Annotated in this window: 12 protein-coding genes; 5 read left to right on the forward strand and 7 right to left on the reverse strand. The window is 46.4% G+C overall.

The genetic code is table 11. The annotated features are described in order from the left end of the window. The first annotated feature begins 30 nt into the window (after positions 1-30). The gene (lpoB, locus tag QMF28_RS03615; RefSeq protein WP_068321042.1) at positions 31-621 is read left to right on the forward strand and encodes a penicillin-binding protein activator LpoB; all 591 of its coding nucleotides are present in this window, start codon (positions 31-33) and stop codon (positions 619-621) included. Positions 622-649: 28 nt separating this feature from the next. Beyond that, entirely contained in the window at positions 650-1705 is a 1056-nt protein-coding gene (locus tag QMF28_RS03620; RefSeq protein ID WP_281743308.1) for a hypothetical protein, read from the forward strand. A gap of 33 nt (positions 1706-1738) precedes the next feature. Here the strand turns inward: QMF28_RS03620 and QMF28_RS03625 are convergent, their stop codons facing one another. The 5 genes from QMF28_RS03625 to trxA all read right to left on the reverse strand — a co-directional run bounded on the left by QMF28_RS03625 (position 1739) and on the right by trxA (position 7291). Further along, entirely contained in the window at positions 1739-3130 is a 1392-nt protein-coding gene (locus tag QMF28_RS03625; RefSeq protein WP_281743310.1) for an MATE family efflux transporter, read from the reverse strand. A 3-nt stretch (positions 3131-3133) separates the two neighbouring features. Then, positions 3134-4852, reverse strand: a complete 1719-nt coding sequence (locus tag QMF28_RS03630; protein ID WP_281743311.1) for an ArnT family glycosyltransferase — start codon at positions 4850-4852, stop codon at positions 3134-3136. 89 nt (positions 4853-4941) lie between these two features. Further along, positions 4942-5289, reverse strand: coding sequence for a type B 50S ribosomal protein L31 (locus QMF28_RS03635; RefSeq protein ID WP_068321059.1), 348 nt, complete (start codon positions 5287-5289; stop codon positions 4942-4944). A 156-nt stretch (positions 5290-5445) separates the two neighbouring features. After that, the gene (rho, locus tag QMF28_RS03640) at positions 5446-6708 is read right to left on the reverse strand and encodes a transcription termination factor Rho (RefSeq protein WP_068321061.1); all 1263 of its coding nucleotides are present in this window, start codon (positions 6706-6708) and stop codon (positions 5446-5448) included. Between the two features lie 256 nt (positions 6709-6964). Next, positions 6965-7291, reverse strand: a complete 327-nt coding sequence (gene trxA, locus QMF28_RS03645; protein WP_068321063.1) for a thioredoxin TrxA — start codon at positions 7289-7291, stop codon at positions 6965-6967. A 109-nt stretch (positions 7292-7400) separates the two neighbouring features. Between trxA and QMF28_RS03650 the strand changes: the two genes are divergently transcribed. Next, positions 7401-10406 carry a PD-(D/E)XK nuclease family protein gene (locus tag QMF28_RS03650; protein ID WP_281743312.1) on the forward strand — a complete coding sequence of 1002 codons (3006 nt, stop codon included), beginning with the start codon at positions 7401-7403 and terminating at the stop codon, positions 10404-10406. Further along, positions 10403-13918, forward strand: a complete 3516-nt coding sequence (locus QMF28_RS03655; protein ID WP_281743313.1) for a UvrD-helicase domain-containing protein — start codon at positions 10403-10405, stop codon at positions 13916-13918. Before QMF28_RS03650 ends, QMF28_RS03655 begins: the two co-directional genes overlap by 4 nt. 247 nt (positions 13919-14165) lie before the next feature. Here QMF28_RS03655 and QMF28_RS03660 read toward each other — a convergent pair whose 3' ends face one another. Further along, on the reverse strand, positions 14166-15128 hold the full coding sequence (locus QMF28_RS03660; protein WP_281743315.1) for a tripartite tricarboxylate transporter substrate binding protein: 963 nt from the start codon (positions 15126-15128) through the stop codon (positions 14166-14168). Then, positions 15125-16192 carry a tartrate dehydrogenase gene (locus QMF28_RS03665; protein ID WP_281743317.1) on the reverse strand — a complete coding sequence of 356 codons (1068 nt, stop codon included), beginning with the start codon at positions 16190-16192 and terminating at the stop codon, positions 15125-15127. The genes QMF28_RS03660 and QMF28_RS03665 overlap by 4 nt, the downstream gene beginning before the upstream one ends. 231 nt (positions 16193-16423) lie before the next feature. Between QMF28_RS03665 and QMF28_RS03670 the strand changes: the two genes are divergently transcribed. After that, positions 16424-16924 (forward strand): LexA family protein, encoded by a 501-nt coding sequence (locus QMF28_RS03670; protein ID WP_281743318.1) that lies wholly within the window; start codon positions 16424-16426, stop codon positions 16922-16924. The last annotated feature ends 1 nt before the right edge of the window (position 16925 follow it).

Genomic DNA, 16925 nt, shown 5'->3' on the forward strand with positions numbered 1-16925 from the left:
CCTTATTGAAGATATTAGGACTGATTGAAAATGACTATGAATACTAAAACCATCCATTTATCCGCCATTGTTTTATCTGTAGCTGCTCTAGCTGCTTGCTCAGGACCACAAGTGCGTTACGGCGATGCCAAAGCTGTTGAGACAGTCAATGCAAATTATGGATCTACTGATCTGCAGATGATTGCCGAGGCAATGACAAGATCATTGCTACAGTCCAAAGCAATCTCTGGAAGCAAGGATGCTCCAATTGTGACCTTGGCAGACGTGAAGAATAAGACTTCTGAATACATTGATACGCGCGTGATTACCGATAAGATCCGCACGCAATTGATGAAGAGTGGTCAAGTACGTTTTGCCGTTAGTGTCTCTGAAATGCAAAATCAAACAGAAGAGCTAAAGCGCCAGAATCAGTCAGGCCTTTATAAGAACAGCACAATTGCCAAAACTGGCAATATGCAAGGCGCTCAATACCGTATTGAGGGATCGATTGCTTCTATTGTGAAGAATACGAAGGATGTAAAAGATGTTTATTACGTCTTTAATCTGAATCTCATTAATAACGAATCTGGTCTGCTTGAATGGGCTGATGAAAAAGAGATTCGTAAGACTGCAACGCGCTAATGCATCACACAATACAGTAGAGGATTGAATGTTATTAAAAAAAAGTACCTTATTGGCTTGTGCAAGTGTTGGCCTAGTCTTCTTGGCTGGCTGCGCTACTAAGCCGCCTGCTCCAAGTGCGGAATCGGCGATCGTTGGTCAAAGGCCCGCTGATCCACCCAAGAATCCAGTTATTAATGCCGAGGCTCTCAAAGCTGATTCGAAATCTATTGCTGTGACGGATATCTACATCAAAAGAGAAGGCAAGAACTTAACCTTTATTGAAGAGACTAGAACAACTACCGGTAACAGCATCTCCTCAACTATTGTGCCAAAGACAATTGAAGTAGATGCCGATAAAGCAAATGCCTCTGCTATTACAGGCGGTGCAAATTCATCTGCATTTCCAGTGAAGTTCACAGACTTATCCGATCCAAAGGCTACAAGCCCTGGCGCAGGCGCGCCTCCAGCCCCAGTGGTCGATGCTGCGACACCAGGCTCAAGCTCATCGAGTGCAAGCACCCAAAGCATGAAGAAGTCTGGCTATCAAAGCAATAGCGAGTATGGCGAATTGCGTTACTTGGCTAACCCCATTCGTGGTTTGTTAATTAAGTCTGGCTATAAGGTAGTGCAAGCTAAGGCTACGGTAGCTGCGCCTAATCAAGGTGACGAGTTCTTTGATATCGTCAAACGTATTAAGGCAGGTGATTTTGGTGATGCGGACTATGTGCTGTATGGCGTATTAGCTGAAATTTCCAGCACAGACAATGTGGCAGATATCCCAGGTACAAAATCTACCTCGCAACAAGTAACACTTGAGGTGACAGTGGACTTCAATATTGTTGACACCAAGACCTCCCAAATCGTTGCCTCATTTGTCGCTTCAGGAGAAGGCAAGGACGTTCAGATTGATGGCAGAGATACTGGTCACAAACCAAGTAACGCGAAGCTAATGAAGTTAGCCTCTTTGGATTTGGCGGAAGATGTCCGCAAGCATTTGGCTGATCAAAACTTTATTACCAATAACCCTGGATCTGCTGGGCAGCAGCGTAATCTAAAGAGACGTTTAGATGATGATGCTTCTACTTTAAAGGTTTATAAGTAACAGAGCAGAAACGTAAAAGGCGTAAGCCTTTTATTAAACCTCTACCGGCGGATGCGTTTTTTCATAGCGCTCCGCCGTTCTTCTAAACAGGTAGAGTAAAAAGCATGCAGCCAAAGCTAAGCTTAGGCTATTCCCCGCCCAGAAGCCATTAGCACCTTGCAAGAACTCAGGCGTATTGCCTAAGACATTAAAGCCCATGAGGTAGCCACCACCAAGGCCGACGCCCCAAAGTGAGCCTGCGTAGATGACCATAGGCCAAAAAGCAATTCGGTAAGCTCGCAAAATAAATGCCGCAGTAATTTGTAGCGCATCAAAGACTTGATAAAACGCAATAAACAGGAAGAGGGGGATAGAGAATGCTTTCACTTCTGCCGGTGGATCATATAAATCAAGTAGTTGAACTCTTAAGATCCAAACAGCAATACCAATGCTGATGCATAGTGCAGTTGTGAAGAAGACGGAAGACCAGCCGATCTCTTCAGCGCGCTCAGGTTTGTTGGCGCCAATGGATTGAGATACTAGCGTCATCGTTGCAATCGAGAGGGAAAGTGGCACCATATAAATAACGGTCCCCATATTCGCCACAATTTGATGACCAGCCAATGCGGTAGTTCCAAGGCGAGCGATAAATAGAGACATGAAGGTGAATGAAGTCACCTCAATTAAGTAGCTAAAGCCAATGGGCGCACCGAGTTTCAGTAAAGTCCAGATACGGTGCCAGTTAGGCAAGCTAAAGCGCGTAAAGATCTTAAATGGCTTATAAAAGCGGTCAAACAATACAAAGCCTAAAGTCATGAGTAGCCATGACCAATTGATGATTACCGTGGCAACTGCGCAACCGGGACCACCCATGCCCTCAATGCCTAAGCCGCCATAAATAAAGAGCAGATTGAGGGGTAATTTAAGGGTTAGACCGATGATTTGCACTACTGTAATCACGGTAGGGCGAGACACGGCATTGTGAAGCGCCATCAGGACGCGCATTCCCATGCTGGCAGGTAAGCCGATTGCCAAGATATTGAGGTAAAGCTTTGCCTTACCTTCAATCGCAGCATTCATCTGAGAGATGGCAAGCAAATGATCTGCATTGAGCAAAATGAAGCAGCCTAAAACACTCAACCCTAAAGCAAGCCAAGTTGCTTGACGAACTTCTTCGCCGATTTCTGAAAACCGTTTAGCGCCGAATAGTTGACCTGCAATTGGTGCAAGTGCAGAAATCACACCCGTTAAGCCAACATAAATACTAATGAAGATGGCCGAAGCCATTGCGAGTGCTGCTAAGTCATCAGCTGAGTAGCGCGCTGTCATTGCCGTATCTAGAACGCCAAAAGCAATAACTGCTAGTTGCCCAATAAGTAATGGTCCAGCCAGTTTTAGTAAGGAGGGGATATCCTCGCGCAGGCGCGATAACTTAAAATGCAGCACGATTTATTCTGGGATAACTTCGTAAAGACGCAAGCGCTCGTCGCGGTCAGCGGCACGACGATCTTCCCATAGTAGGGTGAGCTTCTTATTGTTCAATTGAGCGTAGGCTTTTGCCTCAGATTGGCTGTGGGTAAGCATCCAAGGGCAATTCGGATCATCGCGCAGGTTTAGTTTGGAGAAGTATTCAAAAGAGGCTAGCTGAGCAAAACCGAGATTGCTGGTATCAACGCAGCCGCCCCCTGAAGGAACCATTTGCACTAAACGCGCAGAAACATGACGATAGGTTTTAGCATAGTTAATGGTGGGTAGCCAGAGAGTCATTAATAAGACCCACATGAGTGTTGTGCCTGATGCTGAGATAATGAGGCAGCGCCAAATTTCTTTTGGAGCGCGAGAAGTTCTCCAGCGAACAACTGCAAGCCATACGCCTGTAATAACGAGCGCCACAATGAATGCCAGAACATTAAATTGACTCTCAAATCCCGGTAGTAGGCGTGCAATATTTGCCGCAGTAGATTCTGGATACCCAGTGACTTTTGCCAACCAAATAATCCAGATGGCTAGAGCGATGAGCGTAAAGCTAAACATCGCAAACCAATCAATAAAGCTAATCACGCTACGCTTCAGAACGGGTAGGCTAAATGCAGCAATGATAGAAAGACTCGGAATTAAGATCATCAAGTCATGCTCATTCGCCTCTAGGCGGAATAGAACATAAATCAAGCAACCAATAAATAAACTCAATGGGATGGCGAGGTGTGGAGCGCGCCAGGCACCGGCTTCTTTAGTTCGACCCCAGTGAGCAAGTGAAACGATTGCAAGTGGCCAGACAGGCCAAGCGTAAGCCCAGAAGTTCACGCTTAAGAATCCTAGAGATTCGATAGATGGAGTAGCGCGCATTTCTGGCATGTTGCGCCAACCTTCTTCAGCAATATGTCGCCACTGTGGTGAAAGATCACTTAAGTACCAAACCAAAGGCCAAATTGCAAAACCAATTAAACCTAAGACAGTGCTAGTAAGTGTCCAGCGAAAGCGCAACTTTGCATTGCTAGCAATGACCGCAATAATAGTTGAGCTAACAATGATTAAGCTCAAGGTAAGGTTACTTGATAGTGCGACGATGGCAATACCAAGACCAGTCCATAAACCACCTTGCCATGGTTTATCTAGGCCACGCACAGTCCCATAAAGAACAATACTGATACCCATCAGTTGCGCCATCATTGGCGTTGTCTCGTGGGCGCGCTGAGCTAGACCTACGCAAGCTAAGAAGATGAGTAGAGCGCCATCGGCCAAGGTCATGCCGTAGCTCTTCAAATCTGGCTGACCGCCAACAGCTAGCGCCATTGGTTGCACTTCACGACGACGACCTAATAAATAGGTTGCATACCAAATAGCTAATGCAGCAGCAAAGAAGCAGATTGCGGAATACAAACGAGCAGCATTAGCAGCGCCAATGAGCGGACCAAACCATTTGATGAGGGTTGCCCCAATCCAGTAGGGCAGTGGTGTACCGAGTGAGATGTCGCGACCAGCTAAATGCGGAACTATCCAGTCGATAGAGTCACCGCGAAAGAGTGTCCACATGCCACCAAAGCCAATGGCATCTTCGTTTTTCCAGGGATCCCGAAAGAAGAGGCCAGCAAAACCATAAACCAAAGTCAGCGCAAAAATAATAATGCGCGGAATAGATTTAGTGGCAGCGGCGGTAAGTTTGACCATGTGTGCAGTTCAAAATAAAAAAGGCAGCAAACGCTGCCTTAATTATCTCGCAGAGCAGGTATTTCACATACCCTGCGAATAGAAGTGTATTAAGCCTTCTTCTTAGCTGGCTTTTCAGCAGCTTTAGCTTCTGCAGCAGCAGCTTTTTTCTCAGCTGTTTTAGCAGCGCCATCACCGGATGCCTTAGCAACTGCCTTGGTGCCGAATTTCTGACGGAATTTCTCAACACGACCAGCGGTATCCATAATTTTCTGGGTACCAGTGTAGAAAGGGTGTGATTCAGATGAAGTCTCGATCTTGGCCAATGGATATTCATTGCCATCTTCCCACTTAATGGTCTCTTTAGTAGCCATTGTGGAGCGAGTCTTGAAGCTGAAGTTGTTAGAAACGTCTACAAAGACGATTTCACGATATTCGGGGTGAATGCCAGGTTTCATTATGAGTCCTATGAGCGGGTAGCCGTTTGAGCCAAATTGACTTAAATACTTTCCCAGGTTTTAAAAGCAGTAAAGGCGAAATTATGCCATGAAATCAACAACAAAGCGCATTTTGGAGGTCCAAAAAGGGCTAAAACAGCCCCCTGGACCCCTAAATTAGCCTCCGCGACGCATTAAGTCGAAGAATTCGCCATTATTTTTGGTGGATTTGAGCTTATCGACGATGAAGTTCATCGCTTCGATATCGTCCATATCGGCCAGTAATTTACGCAATACCCAGATCTTCTGGAGGTTTTCAGCTTTAACCAGCAACTCTTCACGGCGGGTGCCAGATTTATTGAGGTTAATAGATGGATAAACACGACGCTCAGCCAAACGACGCTCAAGATGAACTTCCATATTGCCGGTACCTTTGAACTCTTCATAGATGAGGTCATCCATACGGCTACCAGTTTCAATCAGGGCAGTGGCGATGATGGTTAATGAACCACCTTCTTCAATATTACGTGCGGCACCGAAGAAGCGCTTAGGACGTTGCAATGCATTTGCGTCCACACCACCAGAAAGTACTTTGCCTGATGAAGGAACTACCGTGTTGTATGCGCGAGCAAGACGAGTAATCGAGTCAAGCAAGATGATCACATCTTTACCCATCTCTACTAAACGTTTTGCTTTTTCAATCACCATCTCGGCAACTTGAACGTGACGCACGGCTGGCTCATCAAAAGTAGAGGCAACTACTTCACCGCGAACGGAGCGCTGCATTTCAGTAACTTCTTCAGGGCGCTCGTCAACGAGTAATACGATGAGAATAGCATCGGGATTGTTTGCAGAGATTGCGTGTGCAATGTGTTGCATCATTACAGTCTTACCGGATTTAGGCGACGCTACGATCAAGCCACGTTGACCGTAACCAATAGGGGAGATCATGTCGATAATGCGGCCAGTTAGATTCTCTTCAGCCTTGATATCACGCTCTAGGCTGATCACGCGGTTTGGATGTAAAGGCGTTAAGTTCTCGAACATGATGCGGTTCTTGAGAGCCTCTGGAGCCAAACCGTTGATCTTGTCGACCTTTACCAATGCAAAGTAACGCTCACCATCTTTAGGTGTACGTACTTCACCTTCAACGCTATCACCAGTGTGCAAGTTAAAGCGGCGGATCTGCGCAGGTGAGATATAGATGTCATCTGGAGAAGCCATATAAGAGGCTTCAGGTGAGCGCAAGAAACCAAAGCCATCAGGCAATACTTCCAAAGTGCCGTCGCCGAATACTGTTTCACCAGCCTTTGCACGTTTTTTCAGAATGGCAAACATCAATTCTTGTTTGCGCATCCGTTGTGTGTTTTCAATCTCCAAGCTAGCTGCCATTTCTAGCAGAGCGGATACGTGGAGGACTTTGAGTTCAGTTAATTGCATGTGGTTCTCGGGTGTTGGTAAAGATAAAAATGAATTAGGGAAATTTGTTTTGAGGTATCGCTGCGCTGATCAAGATCACGCAGATGTGGAAAAACAGAATTTTGGAATTTGCTAAAAGAAGGGGGAGGTAAATTGCTGGAAATCGGAGCACTGATTAGTGCGTTTGAGTAATACTACACTAAAAAAGGGGTCTGACAACTACGGTAAATCGGTAAAAACCACAGGCTCAGCGGGTGAACCTGTGGTCTGAGACTATTTACAGATGACTATCAATAAATGCAGTCAACTGAGATTTGGCCAAAGCGCCTACTTTTTGAGCAGCCACAGTGCCATTTTTGAAAAGGATCAGGGTAGGAATGCCGCGAATATTGAACTGGGCAGGTACGCCTTGGTTCTCATCCACGTTCATTTTTGCGATCTGTAGCTTATCGCCGTATTCGCCAGCGAGCTCTTCCAGGATCGGACCAATCATTTTGCAAGGACCACACCACTCAGCCCAGAAGTCGAGCAGAACAGGTTTATCGGACTTGAGGACGTCTTGTTCGAAAGAGGCGTCAGTTACATATTTAATGCCGGCACTCATGAAAATTCCTTATTTAGACTTATTTAGCGAGTTATTTAATTATGTCGTTACAACGCTTATATTAGCAATAAGCGGAACGTTCTGCTCAAAATAGATAAATACACACTTCATGTCTCAGTCTTTCCCAACCATTTCTGACCAAAAGCAGCCGCAAGCTTGGGCAATCACGCCTAATAGCCAAGCGCTTGCCCAATTGGCAAAAGGCATCTGGGATTGTGCAGTGCAAACCAATCAGCGCCCCTTAGTGGTGCTCAGCACCGCAGGGCCTCTAGTTGGGGTGAGGGCAGCTTTAGAGCAAAACAGACCCAAAGACTTACCGAGCAGTATTGCCTTCTTGCCCCAAGTCATTAGTTTTACGGATTGGCTAGAAGCAGCACCAGGCGCATGGAAATTTCCAAAGAAGCAAACAGATTTAGAGAGATGGTTATCGGTGTTTGTCAATTTGCGCAAACACAAAACCTTACAAGCATGGTTTAAAGCAGAAAGCGAAGCAGGGGCATGGGGATTGGCGCAGGCAGTCATCGATGCGTGCGACACATTATCTGAGGCAGTTATTCCGCAATTGCAAGGCGAGTTAAATGAATTGCTACAAACGCATGCCTTAGATACAGAGACTTGGCTTAAAAAAGTAGAGCTTGTTTTAGATCAGGCGATTGCTAAAGCTTATGTAGGACTCTCGCGCAATGTTGTAGATGAAGAGTCTGCAGTGCTGCTCACTTTCTGGCGTTATTTAAGCAGCGTTGGCGACCCAGTGATACGCAAACATTTGGCAATGGCTGCACATATGCAATTAGCAAAGTCCAATGCGGAAAATCAGCATAGCAATGTACGTCCATTCATTTGGGTGCAGACGGCGGATCCGAAGCCGGTAGATCAAGAGTTAATTGATCGCTACCTGAATGAATATGCTCAATACGCTCCAGTGGTGCGTGGAGATTTAGACTGGGGTTCAGTGGCTCTGTGGTCTGAGGCGCTTTGTGGGTTTGATGCTGATGGACATATCGCATCTGCAAACCCTGCAGAAGATTCTCAAGTGAGTAGCAATATTCAAGCCAATAGACATGATGATTGGCGCTTGCTAGCAGCAAGACGTTTTGAAGAGTTGGCATGGGCTGCAACGAAATCGATTGAGTCCCATCTTATTGCTGGCAAGAAAAATATTGCCTTGGTTGCACAAGATCGTTTAGCAGCTCGAAGGACACGAGCTTTATTAAGTCGCCTAGGCAGCGCACTACGGATTCGGGATGAAACCGGTTGGAAGTTATCAACTACTAGAGCCGCAGCTGCATTTGATAGTTGGCTTGAGTTGATACGCGCACCAAAAGAAGGTCCAAGCGCAAGCGCATTGTTGGAGTTTTTACAAAACCCTCATTTTGATCTTCCGTATAGTCTGAATAAACCCCCTGAGGCATGCATTGGACTGCTTGCTCAACTTGAAGATATTTTGATTGCGAGCCAAGCCAAGTCTGGGTGGGAAACTTTTCTCATGGCGATTGAGCGAGCCAATAAGTATGCTGCGTCAAATGGCGGCTCACCCAACGAGCATTTAATCGACCTCATCAAGTTTGTAAGGCGCCTCCACATCGCTTGGCAGCACTTATCGGTGGATTGTTCTAGTGCATACGATCTTTTGCAGAAAAACCTGAAAGAGACAGGTATGGCAGGGCGCCTAGAGAGTGATGCTGCTGGTAAGCAGCTGTTAGAAGTTCTCGATAGTTTTAATCTCAATAGTGGCGTCTATAGCAATCTGAAGATGCGCCTACCAGAGTGGTTAAGCTTGCTAAAAACTGTTATCGAAGAAGCAACTTATGAGGAAGCTGGTAAAGAGGCGCAAGCAACCCTGAGCATCTTGCCTCTGAGTTCGACACGCTTACGACAATTTGATGCGGTAGTGTTGGTTGGGTGTGATGAGCAGCAGCTACCAGCATTTTCTGAGCCTCCATTATTTTTCTCGGACACGCTGAACCGCTATCTCAAGTCTTCTACAGTTGCAGCTCAGTACGTACAGCAGGCTAGAGACCTCTCTCAGTTGCTTGTCTCCTGTGAGCAAGTAGATCTTCTCTGGCAAAGTAAAAGTAAAAGCGGTGAACCTCTACGTCCATCGGCATGGATTCAGCGTTTACAGACCCAATTAAAAGACTGGAAAGCGATAGAGGTAAAGCCGGAGACCTATGAAGGCAAATCTCAACCACTGCAAATGTCGGTGAGCGTGCCCGATAAAGATTTAGCGATTCCGGTAACGGTCTCGCCCAGCGCTTATAAGGCTTTGAGGGATTGTCCTTACCGCTATTACGTTAGCAGCTTATTGGGATTGCGTAAGGCAAAAGAATTCGAAGAAGGCTTTGATGCCTCTCTTGCGGGTCAAACTTTGCATGCTTTGCTCAAAACCTTTTTTCAAGCACTGAAAACTGAGGACGAAAAATCTCACTCACCCATTCATGACGGTGCAGACGGGCGCCGTCAATGGATGATCGAGCATTTAATGAAATGTTCTGAGAATGAGTTTGAGCGCCTCATTGCAGGCGATGCAAGAGTGCTTGGAACTCTAAGGGATTGGCAAAAACAAATTCCTAGTTTTGTGGATTGGCAAATTCAAAGAGAAAACGAGGGCTGGCGTTATCACGATGCCGAGCTAACGGTTGGCTTTACATTAAGTTTGAGTGATCCCGATGGCGTGCAAAGAGATATCCGTATTGCAGGGCGCGCTGATCGATTTGATATTCACCAGTCTGATGGCAATGCGGCAGCGGTGATTGACTATAAAAATCAAAAGATGAAAAAGATTGTGGATCGTGCTGAGAATATCTTGGATGATCCACAGCTTTTAATCTATGCCCGTGCTGCCAGTGAAAACGCGGTTGCAGCTCATATCCCAGGTCGTATAGTGAGTCAGGCTGAATGGGTAAGTCTCAGGGCTGACTTAGATAAAGGGGGGGATAAAAGTATCCGAGCGTATGCAGTAGAAAACATGCCGGAACTGATGGCAGAGTTTTCAGAGCAGATCACCCAAGATTTAAATACCTTATGGGCGCGTAAGCCTATGCAAGCATTTGCACCAGATAGCGTATGTCAATACTGCGAAGCTAGAGGCATTTGCAGAAAGGGGATGTGGTGAGCGAAGAGTTCAATTATTCCCTAGCCTGTAATCCAGAAAGATCTGTAATCGTCTCTGCTTGTGCAGGTAGCGGTAAGACTTGGCTATTGGTAGCTCGTATGATCAGGTTGTTGTTAGCCGGTGCAAAGCCTCAAGAGATCTTGGCGTTGACTTTTACGCGCAAAGCCGCACAAGAAATGCGTGATCGTCTCTACGGTTTATTGGAAGAGTTTTCCACTGCAGATGACGCAACGCTTACACATGAATTGCAAATGAGAGGGCTAACGAAAGAAGAGGCTATTCAATTGTTACCCCAGGCTAGAGCCCTATACATCAAGGTTCTATCTAGCCCGCAGGCTATCGTGATTGACACCTTCCATGGTTGGTTTGGGCGTTTGCTTGGCGCAGCTCCAGTATCTGCAGAGGTGCAGCCTGGCTTTAATTTGCGAGAAGATGCTAAGCGCCTACAAGAAGAGTGTATGGGTGATTGGTGGGGCAATCTGCCAGAGGATTTAAAAAAGCACTATGACGTATTGCTAGCAGAGTTTGGTGCGAGTGAGACTCAAAAGTTCTTGATGGGGAATTACAGCCTCTTCAAACAAAGAGGCGCATGGACTTTCTTTCGAGACACTTGTATTGCTAAAAATACTCAGCCAGTGGATTGTTTGGAAAAGATCTTGCCCCACCTTGCCAAGAGTAATCCACTTGAAGTTTTTTGGAAGCTTCCCGGCACCAAAAAAGATCTAGAAATGCTCTATGAGTGTTTTCAAAATGGCACCCCAACCCAAGTAGGTAAAGCAGCGTATTTAAAGCAAGTGATTGAACATCATGACGCCAATGGCTCGGTGATGGATATCGCCAATGAGTTTCAAGCTTATTTTTTGACTCAAGCACGGACTCCTTTAGCAGATATTGCTAAGACTTCAGCCCCAATGCTCAAGTATTTAAATGCAAAGAATATTGAGCCCACAGAGATTGCGAAGATTCGTAATGGCTGGGTAGATGCTTATCAAGACTTATTTGCATGGCAAAGCGAACACCTCATTCGAGATCTTAATATTGCATGGTTTGCCATGAGTGAGGCGATGCTTGCCCATATGGAAAAAGCCAAAGAGTCCATGCGTGTGAGGGACTTTGATGATTTAGAAATTGGTGTGAGTCAATTAATGACTAGCTCTGCCAATGCCTCTTATTTGCAGGCTCGCTTGGATGCAAAGTACAAACATATTCTGATCGACGAGTTTCAGGACACTAACCCATTGCAGTGGCAAATATTACGCTCATGGTTGGATGGCTATGGCGATGATAGTTCGATGCCAAGCGTTTTTATTGTTGGCGATCCTAAGCAATCGATTTATCGTTTTCGTCGTGCTGATCCAAGACTATTTGATAGTGCTAGAGATTTTCTGGTGAGAAAGCTAAATGCAGCTGCCTTATCGCAAAATACCACCCGCAGAAATGCGCCGGCTATTAATGATGCGGTGAATGGGGTGTTCTTGGCAGGCGCTTTACCGGAGAGTTATCAATACGCCAAGCAAGCTACAGCCTGGAAGTCTCTGCAGCAAGGCATGCCAGCGGAAGCGTATGCAGTAGATGGTGAGACAAAATTATTGCCCCTCATTGAGCGAGTGGAGAACGAGCGGCCAGAACGTTATGGCTCAGCTTTTGATGTTGCGATTCGAGATTCTGGTCAAACCAGCGATGTGCAGCAGCGCTATGAAGAGGGTAAGCAAGTTAGTCGATTAATTCATCATGTAATTGCAACGCGCCAAGTGATGGATAAAAAAGACGGCAAAGATTATTGGCGCCCTGCAAGAGCAAGTGACTTCATCTTGCTGGTAAAGCGTCGTAAATATTTGCCGCAGTTTGAAAGAGCTCTTCGTGAAGCGGGTTTGGCTTATGACAGTACTCGCCTGGGTGGTCTTCTCAATACATTAGAAATCGATGACCTTATTGCATTACTAACAGTATTGGTTTCTCCTCGCCATGATTTGCCGTTGGCCCAGATTTTACGTAGTCCAATCTTTAGCTTTACCGAGCAGCAGATGCAAGAACTCAGTATGAGTATTGGCGGCAATGGCCAAGGTTATCGCTCCTGGTGGGATGCATTACAGGCTAGTCAAAACCCGCAAACCCAGAAGGCGGCAAGGTATTTAGAGCATTGGCGTGGGTTAGGCGAGGTATTACCAGTTCATGATTTGCTGGATTTGATTTATCACGAGAGTAATTTGCGAGTGAGTTATGCCGTTGCCGCTCAAAATCTAGCCAGGGCGCAAGTCTTGGCGAATCTAGATGCTTTTCTGGAGCTCGCTTTAAATCAGGATGGCGGTCGCTATCCCAGCTTAAGCCGCTTCATTGATGAGATGAATGCAATGCGTCGTGGCGATGATGATGAAACGCCAGATGAGGGCGACGTTGAGGCTGAGGCAAATGAAGATATTGGTGAGTTGGATGAGCAAAGCGAGATGTCGGAGGAGGATCGTCATCAGCGCGTACGCTTAATGACAATACATGGAGCTAAAGGCTTGGAGTCACCTTTTGTCATCATGCTTGATGCAAATAATACGGAGTGGCGTGCACCGCATCGAGGTGTTCTGTTAGATTGGTTGCCAGAGCATGACAGCCCGACACATCTCTCTTTGTATACCTCTAAGACACTCACTGGCGAGCGTAGTCTTATCTTCAAAAAAGAGAATGAGGTTAGTCAGAATGAAAATTGGAATCTCCTCTACGTTGCTATGACTAGAGCGAAGCAGGGCTTATGGCTTAGCGGCGCAGCTAGCAGTAGTAAGACCGGACTGAATGAGCGCTCTTGGTACGGTAGAGCTCTGGCTGCAGGTGTTCCCGTGCTAGATCTCAATACCCTCGACCTTAAAGACATGCTAATAGAGCAGCGCGATATGCAGCTAGAGCTTGGAAGTGCGCCATTTAAGATTGATCACTTTCAGATTGCATGGGATCAAGCTAAGAGCAATTATCAAGACTCAATTGCTAAGATTGAGAGTGGAGTCCTGGCGCAGGAGCTTGCAGAAAAAGTCTTAGAACAAGATAAAGCAGAGCCTGACCCAGAAATTCTGGAAGAGGGTACAAACTTCCACAAGCTTCTCGAGTTCCTTACTCCAGACTCTAGCAATCAAGTAAAGCTACCCATGCCAAGCGAGCAAGAGCTCATGAATTGGTTGGGTGTGGATGAAGAGCATGCGAAAACACTACTGACTCGCACTAAAACAGTCTTGGACGCTCCAGAACTCCAGCGCTATCTGACATCAGGCGAATGGGTTCAAGCCTGGAATGAGCTTGATATCGCTAGCGAAGATGGCAAGAGCTATCGCATGGATCGCTTAGTGGAGCTGGATGATCATTTAGTCATCATCGATTACAAGCTCACGATTCCAGAAGTGGGTAGCGAGAAATATGAAAAGTATCGCAAGCAGTTACAAGGCTACCAAGCCGAACTTGCGCGCATCCGAGAAGACAAGCCAAACAAGGCTTACTTGATTTCATCTAAGGGTGAGATGGTTGAAGTGAAGTAGTGCATAAGGCACTATCATTTAGGTATGGAACGCTTCCCTATCATTGTCGAATTCGTAGAGACTGCTCAGCCTTGGTTTTATCGAGCTAGTATTTATCTGTCCAATGCCTTTGCGGATGACCCGGCGATACTCGCCTTTGTTTTTTGCTAAAAAGAAAGCAAGCGCCAAATAAAAAACCACCGCATTCGGTGGTTTTTTATTTGAAACGAAGGAAAAAACAAAAGCATCAATAAATAAGATGAAGGATTTACTTAATCATTCCCGCATTCTTTGCATCATCCATCGCTTGAGCAGTTTTCTCTTTCATAAATGCCGGCATTTTTGCTAACGGAATATCCACAATCACAAAGCCAGAGTCTTCCAACTTCTTCTTGGTTTCAGGATCTGCATTGAGTTGCGCAAAGTAATCAGACATCTTTTGTTGCAATACTAGTGGGGTTGCTTTTGGCACAGCTACACCGCGGTATGCGCCGTCCACCCAGTTCAAGCCAAGCTCTTTAAAGGTTGGAACATCTGGTAGAGCGGGGTTACGCTTCTCAGTCGCAATCGCCAGCGTACGTACTTTCCCTTTTTGCTGAATCGCTAAAGGCAGGTAACCCATAGCGCCATCAACGTGCATACCAATCAACGCAGTAATCAAGTCACCGGTACCTTTAAAGGGAACGTAATTGATTTTGACGCCTGCCAATTTATTCAGACGCTCCACTGCCATATGGTTAGCAGAGAACTGCGCTGAACCCGCTAAAGACATCTTGCCCGGATCTTTCTTAGCTGCTGCAATAAATTCTTGATAGGTCTTATAGGGGCTGTCTGCGGAGACCATCAATGCATCAGGGGTGAAGTGGTAGTAGTAGATCGCGTTAATGTCTTCGGTCTTGTACTGAATGCCTTCCTGAAGTGGTTGCAAGATCGTATGTGGAATATTGACACCCACCACAGTAGTGCCATCAGCTGGATAAGTATTGAGTGCACTCCATACCAAAGCGCCGCCCGCACCAGCGCGGTTCATGACTACCATGGGCTGCTTAAATTTCTTGGCGGAGATGTCCGCTTGGTAGCGCGCTACCAAGTCAGACTCGCCAGCAGGCGGGAAGGGGATGATGTACTGAATCGTTTTATCTGGGAAGGGTTGAGCACTCGCGCCAGATAACAAGCCGAATGAAAGCAAGCAAGCACTCAGTAATCCACTTAGTAATTTCAATAGCTTCATTTAGAGATCTCCTCGATAACTGCATTAGTAACGTCACTCATCATCGCCGTGCCGCCTAAATCACGAGTGTGTAGTTTTGGATTGGCGGTCACTTTTTCAATGGCTGCCATGAGTTTTGCTCCCAGAGCTTTTTCACCCAAGAAGTCGAGCATCATCACTGCTGACCAGAAGGTGCCAATCGGATTGGCAAGCCCTTTACCCATGATGTCAAAAGCAGAACCATGAATCGGTTCAAACATCGATGGATATCGACGCTCCGGATCTAAGTTGGCTGTTGGTGCAATACCTAGGCTACCTGCAAGTGCGGCCGCTAAATCACTCAGTACGTCTGCATGCAAGTTGGTTGCAACGATGGTGTCCAAAGATTCAGGGCGATTGACCATGCGCGCAGTGGCGGCATCAACCAACTCTTTATCCCAAGTGACATCTGGAAAGTCTTTAGCAACAATATTGGCAATCTCATCCCACATCACCATGCCATGGCGCTGCGCATTGGACTTGGTGATTACGGTAAGGTGCTTACGGGGGCGCGACTGCGCCAGCTTAAAGGCGAAGCGCTGGACACGCTCAACACCAATGCGGGTCATGATGCTCATATCAGAGGCAACTTCAATCGGATGACCTTGATGGGCTCTACCACCTACACCAGAGTATTCACCTTCAGAGTTCTCGCGTACGATCACCCAATCGAGTTGACCTGGTTTGCAGTTACGTAGAGGTGTTTCGATGCCAGGAAGAATTCGGGTGGGGCGCACGTTTGCGTACTGATCAAAGCCTTGGCAGATTTTGAGACGCAAGCCCCATAAAGTAATGTGATCTGGAATCTTAGGATCGCCAGCTGAGCCGAACAAGATGGCATCTTTAGAGCGCAAAGGCTCAAGACCATCGTCGGGCATCATGATGCCGTGCTTGCGGTAGTAGTCGCCACCCCAATCAAAGTGCTCGAATTGGAAAGCAACTTCAGGATGTTTTTTGCTTAAGGCATTTAATACCTTTTCGCATTCGGGAATAACTTCTTTACCAATGCCATCGCCCGGAACGGACGCGATCTTATACGTCTTCATGTGTCTCCTACTATTGTTTTTATATGAGTTACTTAAGGCGTAACTTCTAGGTTCATTATGCAATTCCTCAGGCTCAATGCAAGCTTTAGGCACTTGGGGTTTATGGCTAGAGAATTGGGGTGGGTGAGGGGCGGAAAAGAGGGGATGGCAGGGGTGTCATAGCCCCAAAACAACAAAAATAGCCCTGTTTTTACAGTTTTTACATATACTGTATAAACATACAGTATATTAATGACTATGACGCAAGTAATGAACCCCGCAAAAGTAACTCTAAGCCAGGCACCACAAGCCTTGGCGGGGCATTTTGCTGTCTATGAGCTTAAGCTCCTAAGTCACCGGATTTCAGCTGGATTCCCCAGTCCAGCGGCAGATTACGCTGAGGATGGCCTAGATTTGAACCATTACCTCGTTCAGAACAAGCCAGCCACCTTCATGTTCACCGTGAAGGGGGATTCGATGTTGGGCGCGGGTATTTGCGACGGCGACAAGGTCGTCGTTGATAAAGCACTCAAACCAAAACACAAAGACATCGTTGTGGCTGTTGTCGATGGTGAATACACCATTAAGCGCCTCTATCAATTGCGTGGTCGTATTGAGCTCCAACCAGAAAACCCCAATTACCAACCCATCACCTTTAATGAGGGCAGTGAGTTGCAAATCTGGGGCGTGGTTGTTGGAGTGGTGCGCAAGTACAGCAATGCCAGCACTAGATATAACAAAGAGGGCAAGTGAG

Origin of the sequence: Polynucleobacter yangtzensis (assembly GCF_027924165.1) — a bacterium.
Taxonomy (GTDB): Bacteria; Pseudomonadota; Gammaproteobacteria; order Burkholderiales; family Burkholderiaceae; genus Polynucleobacter; species Polynucleobacter yangtzensis.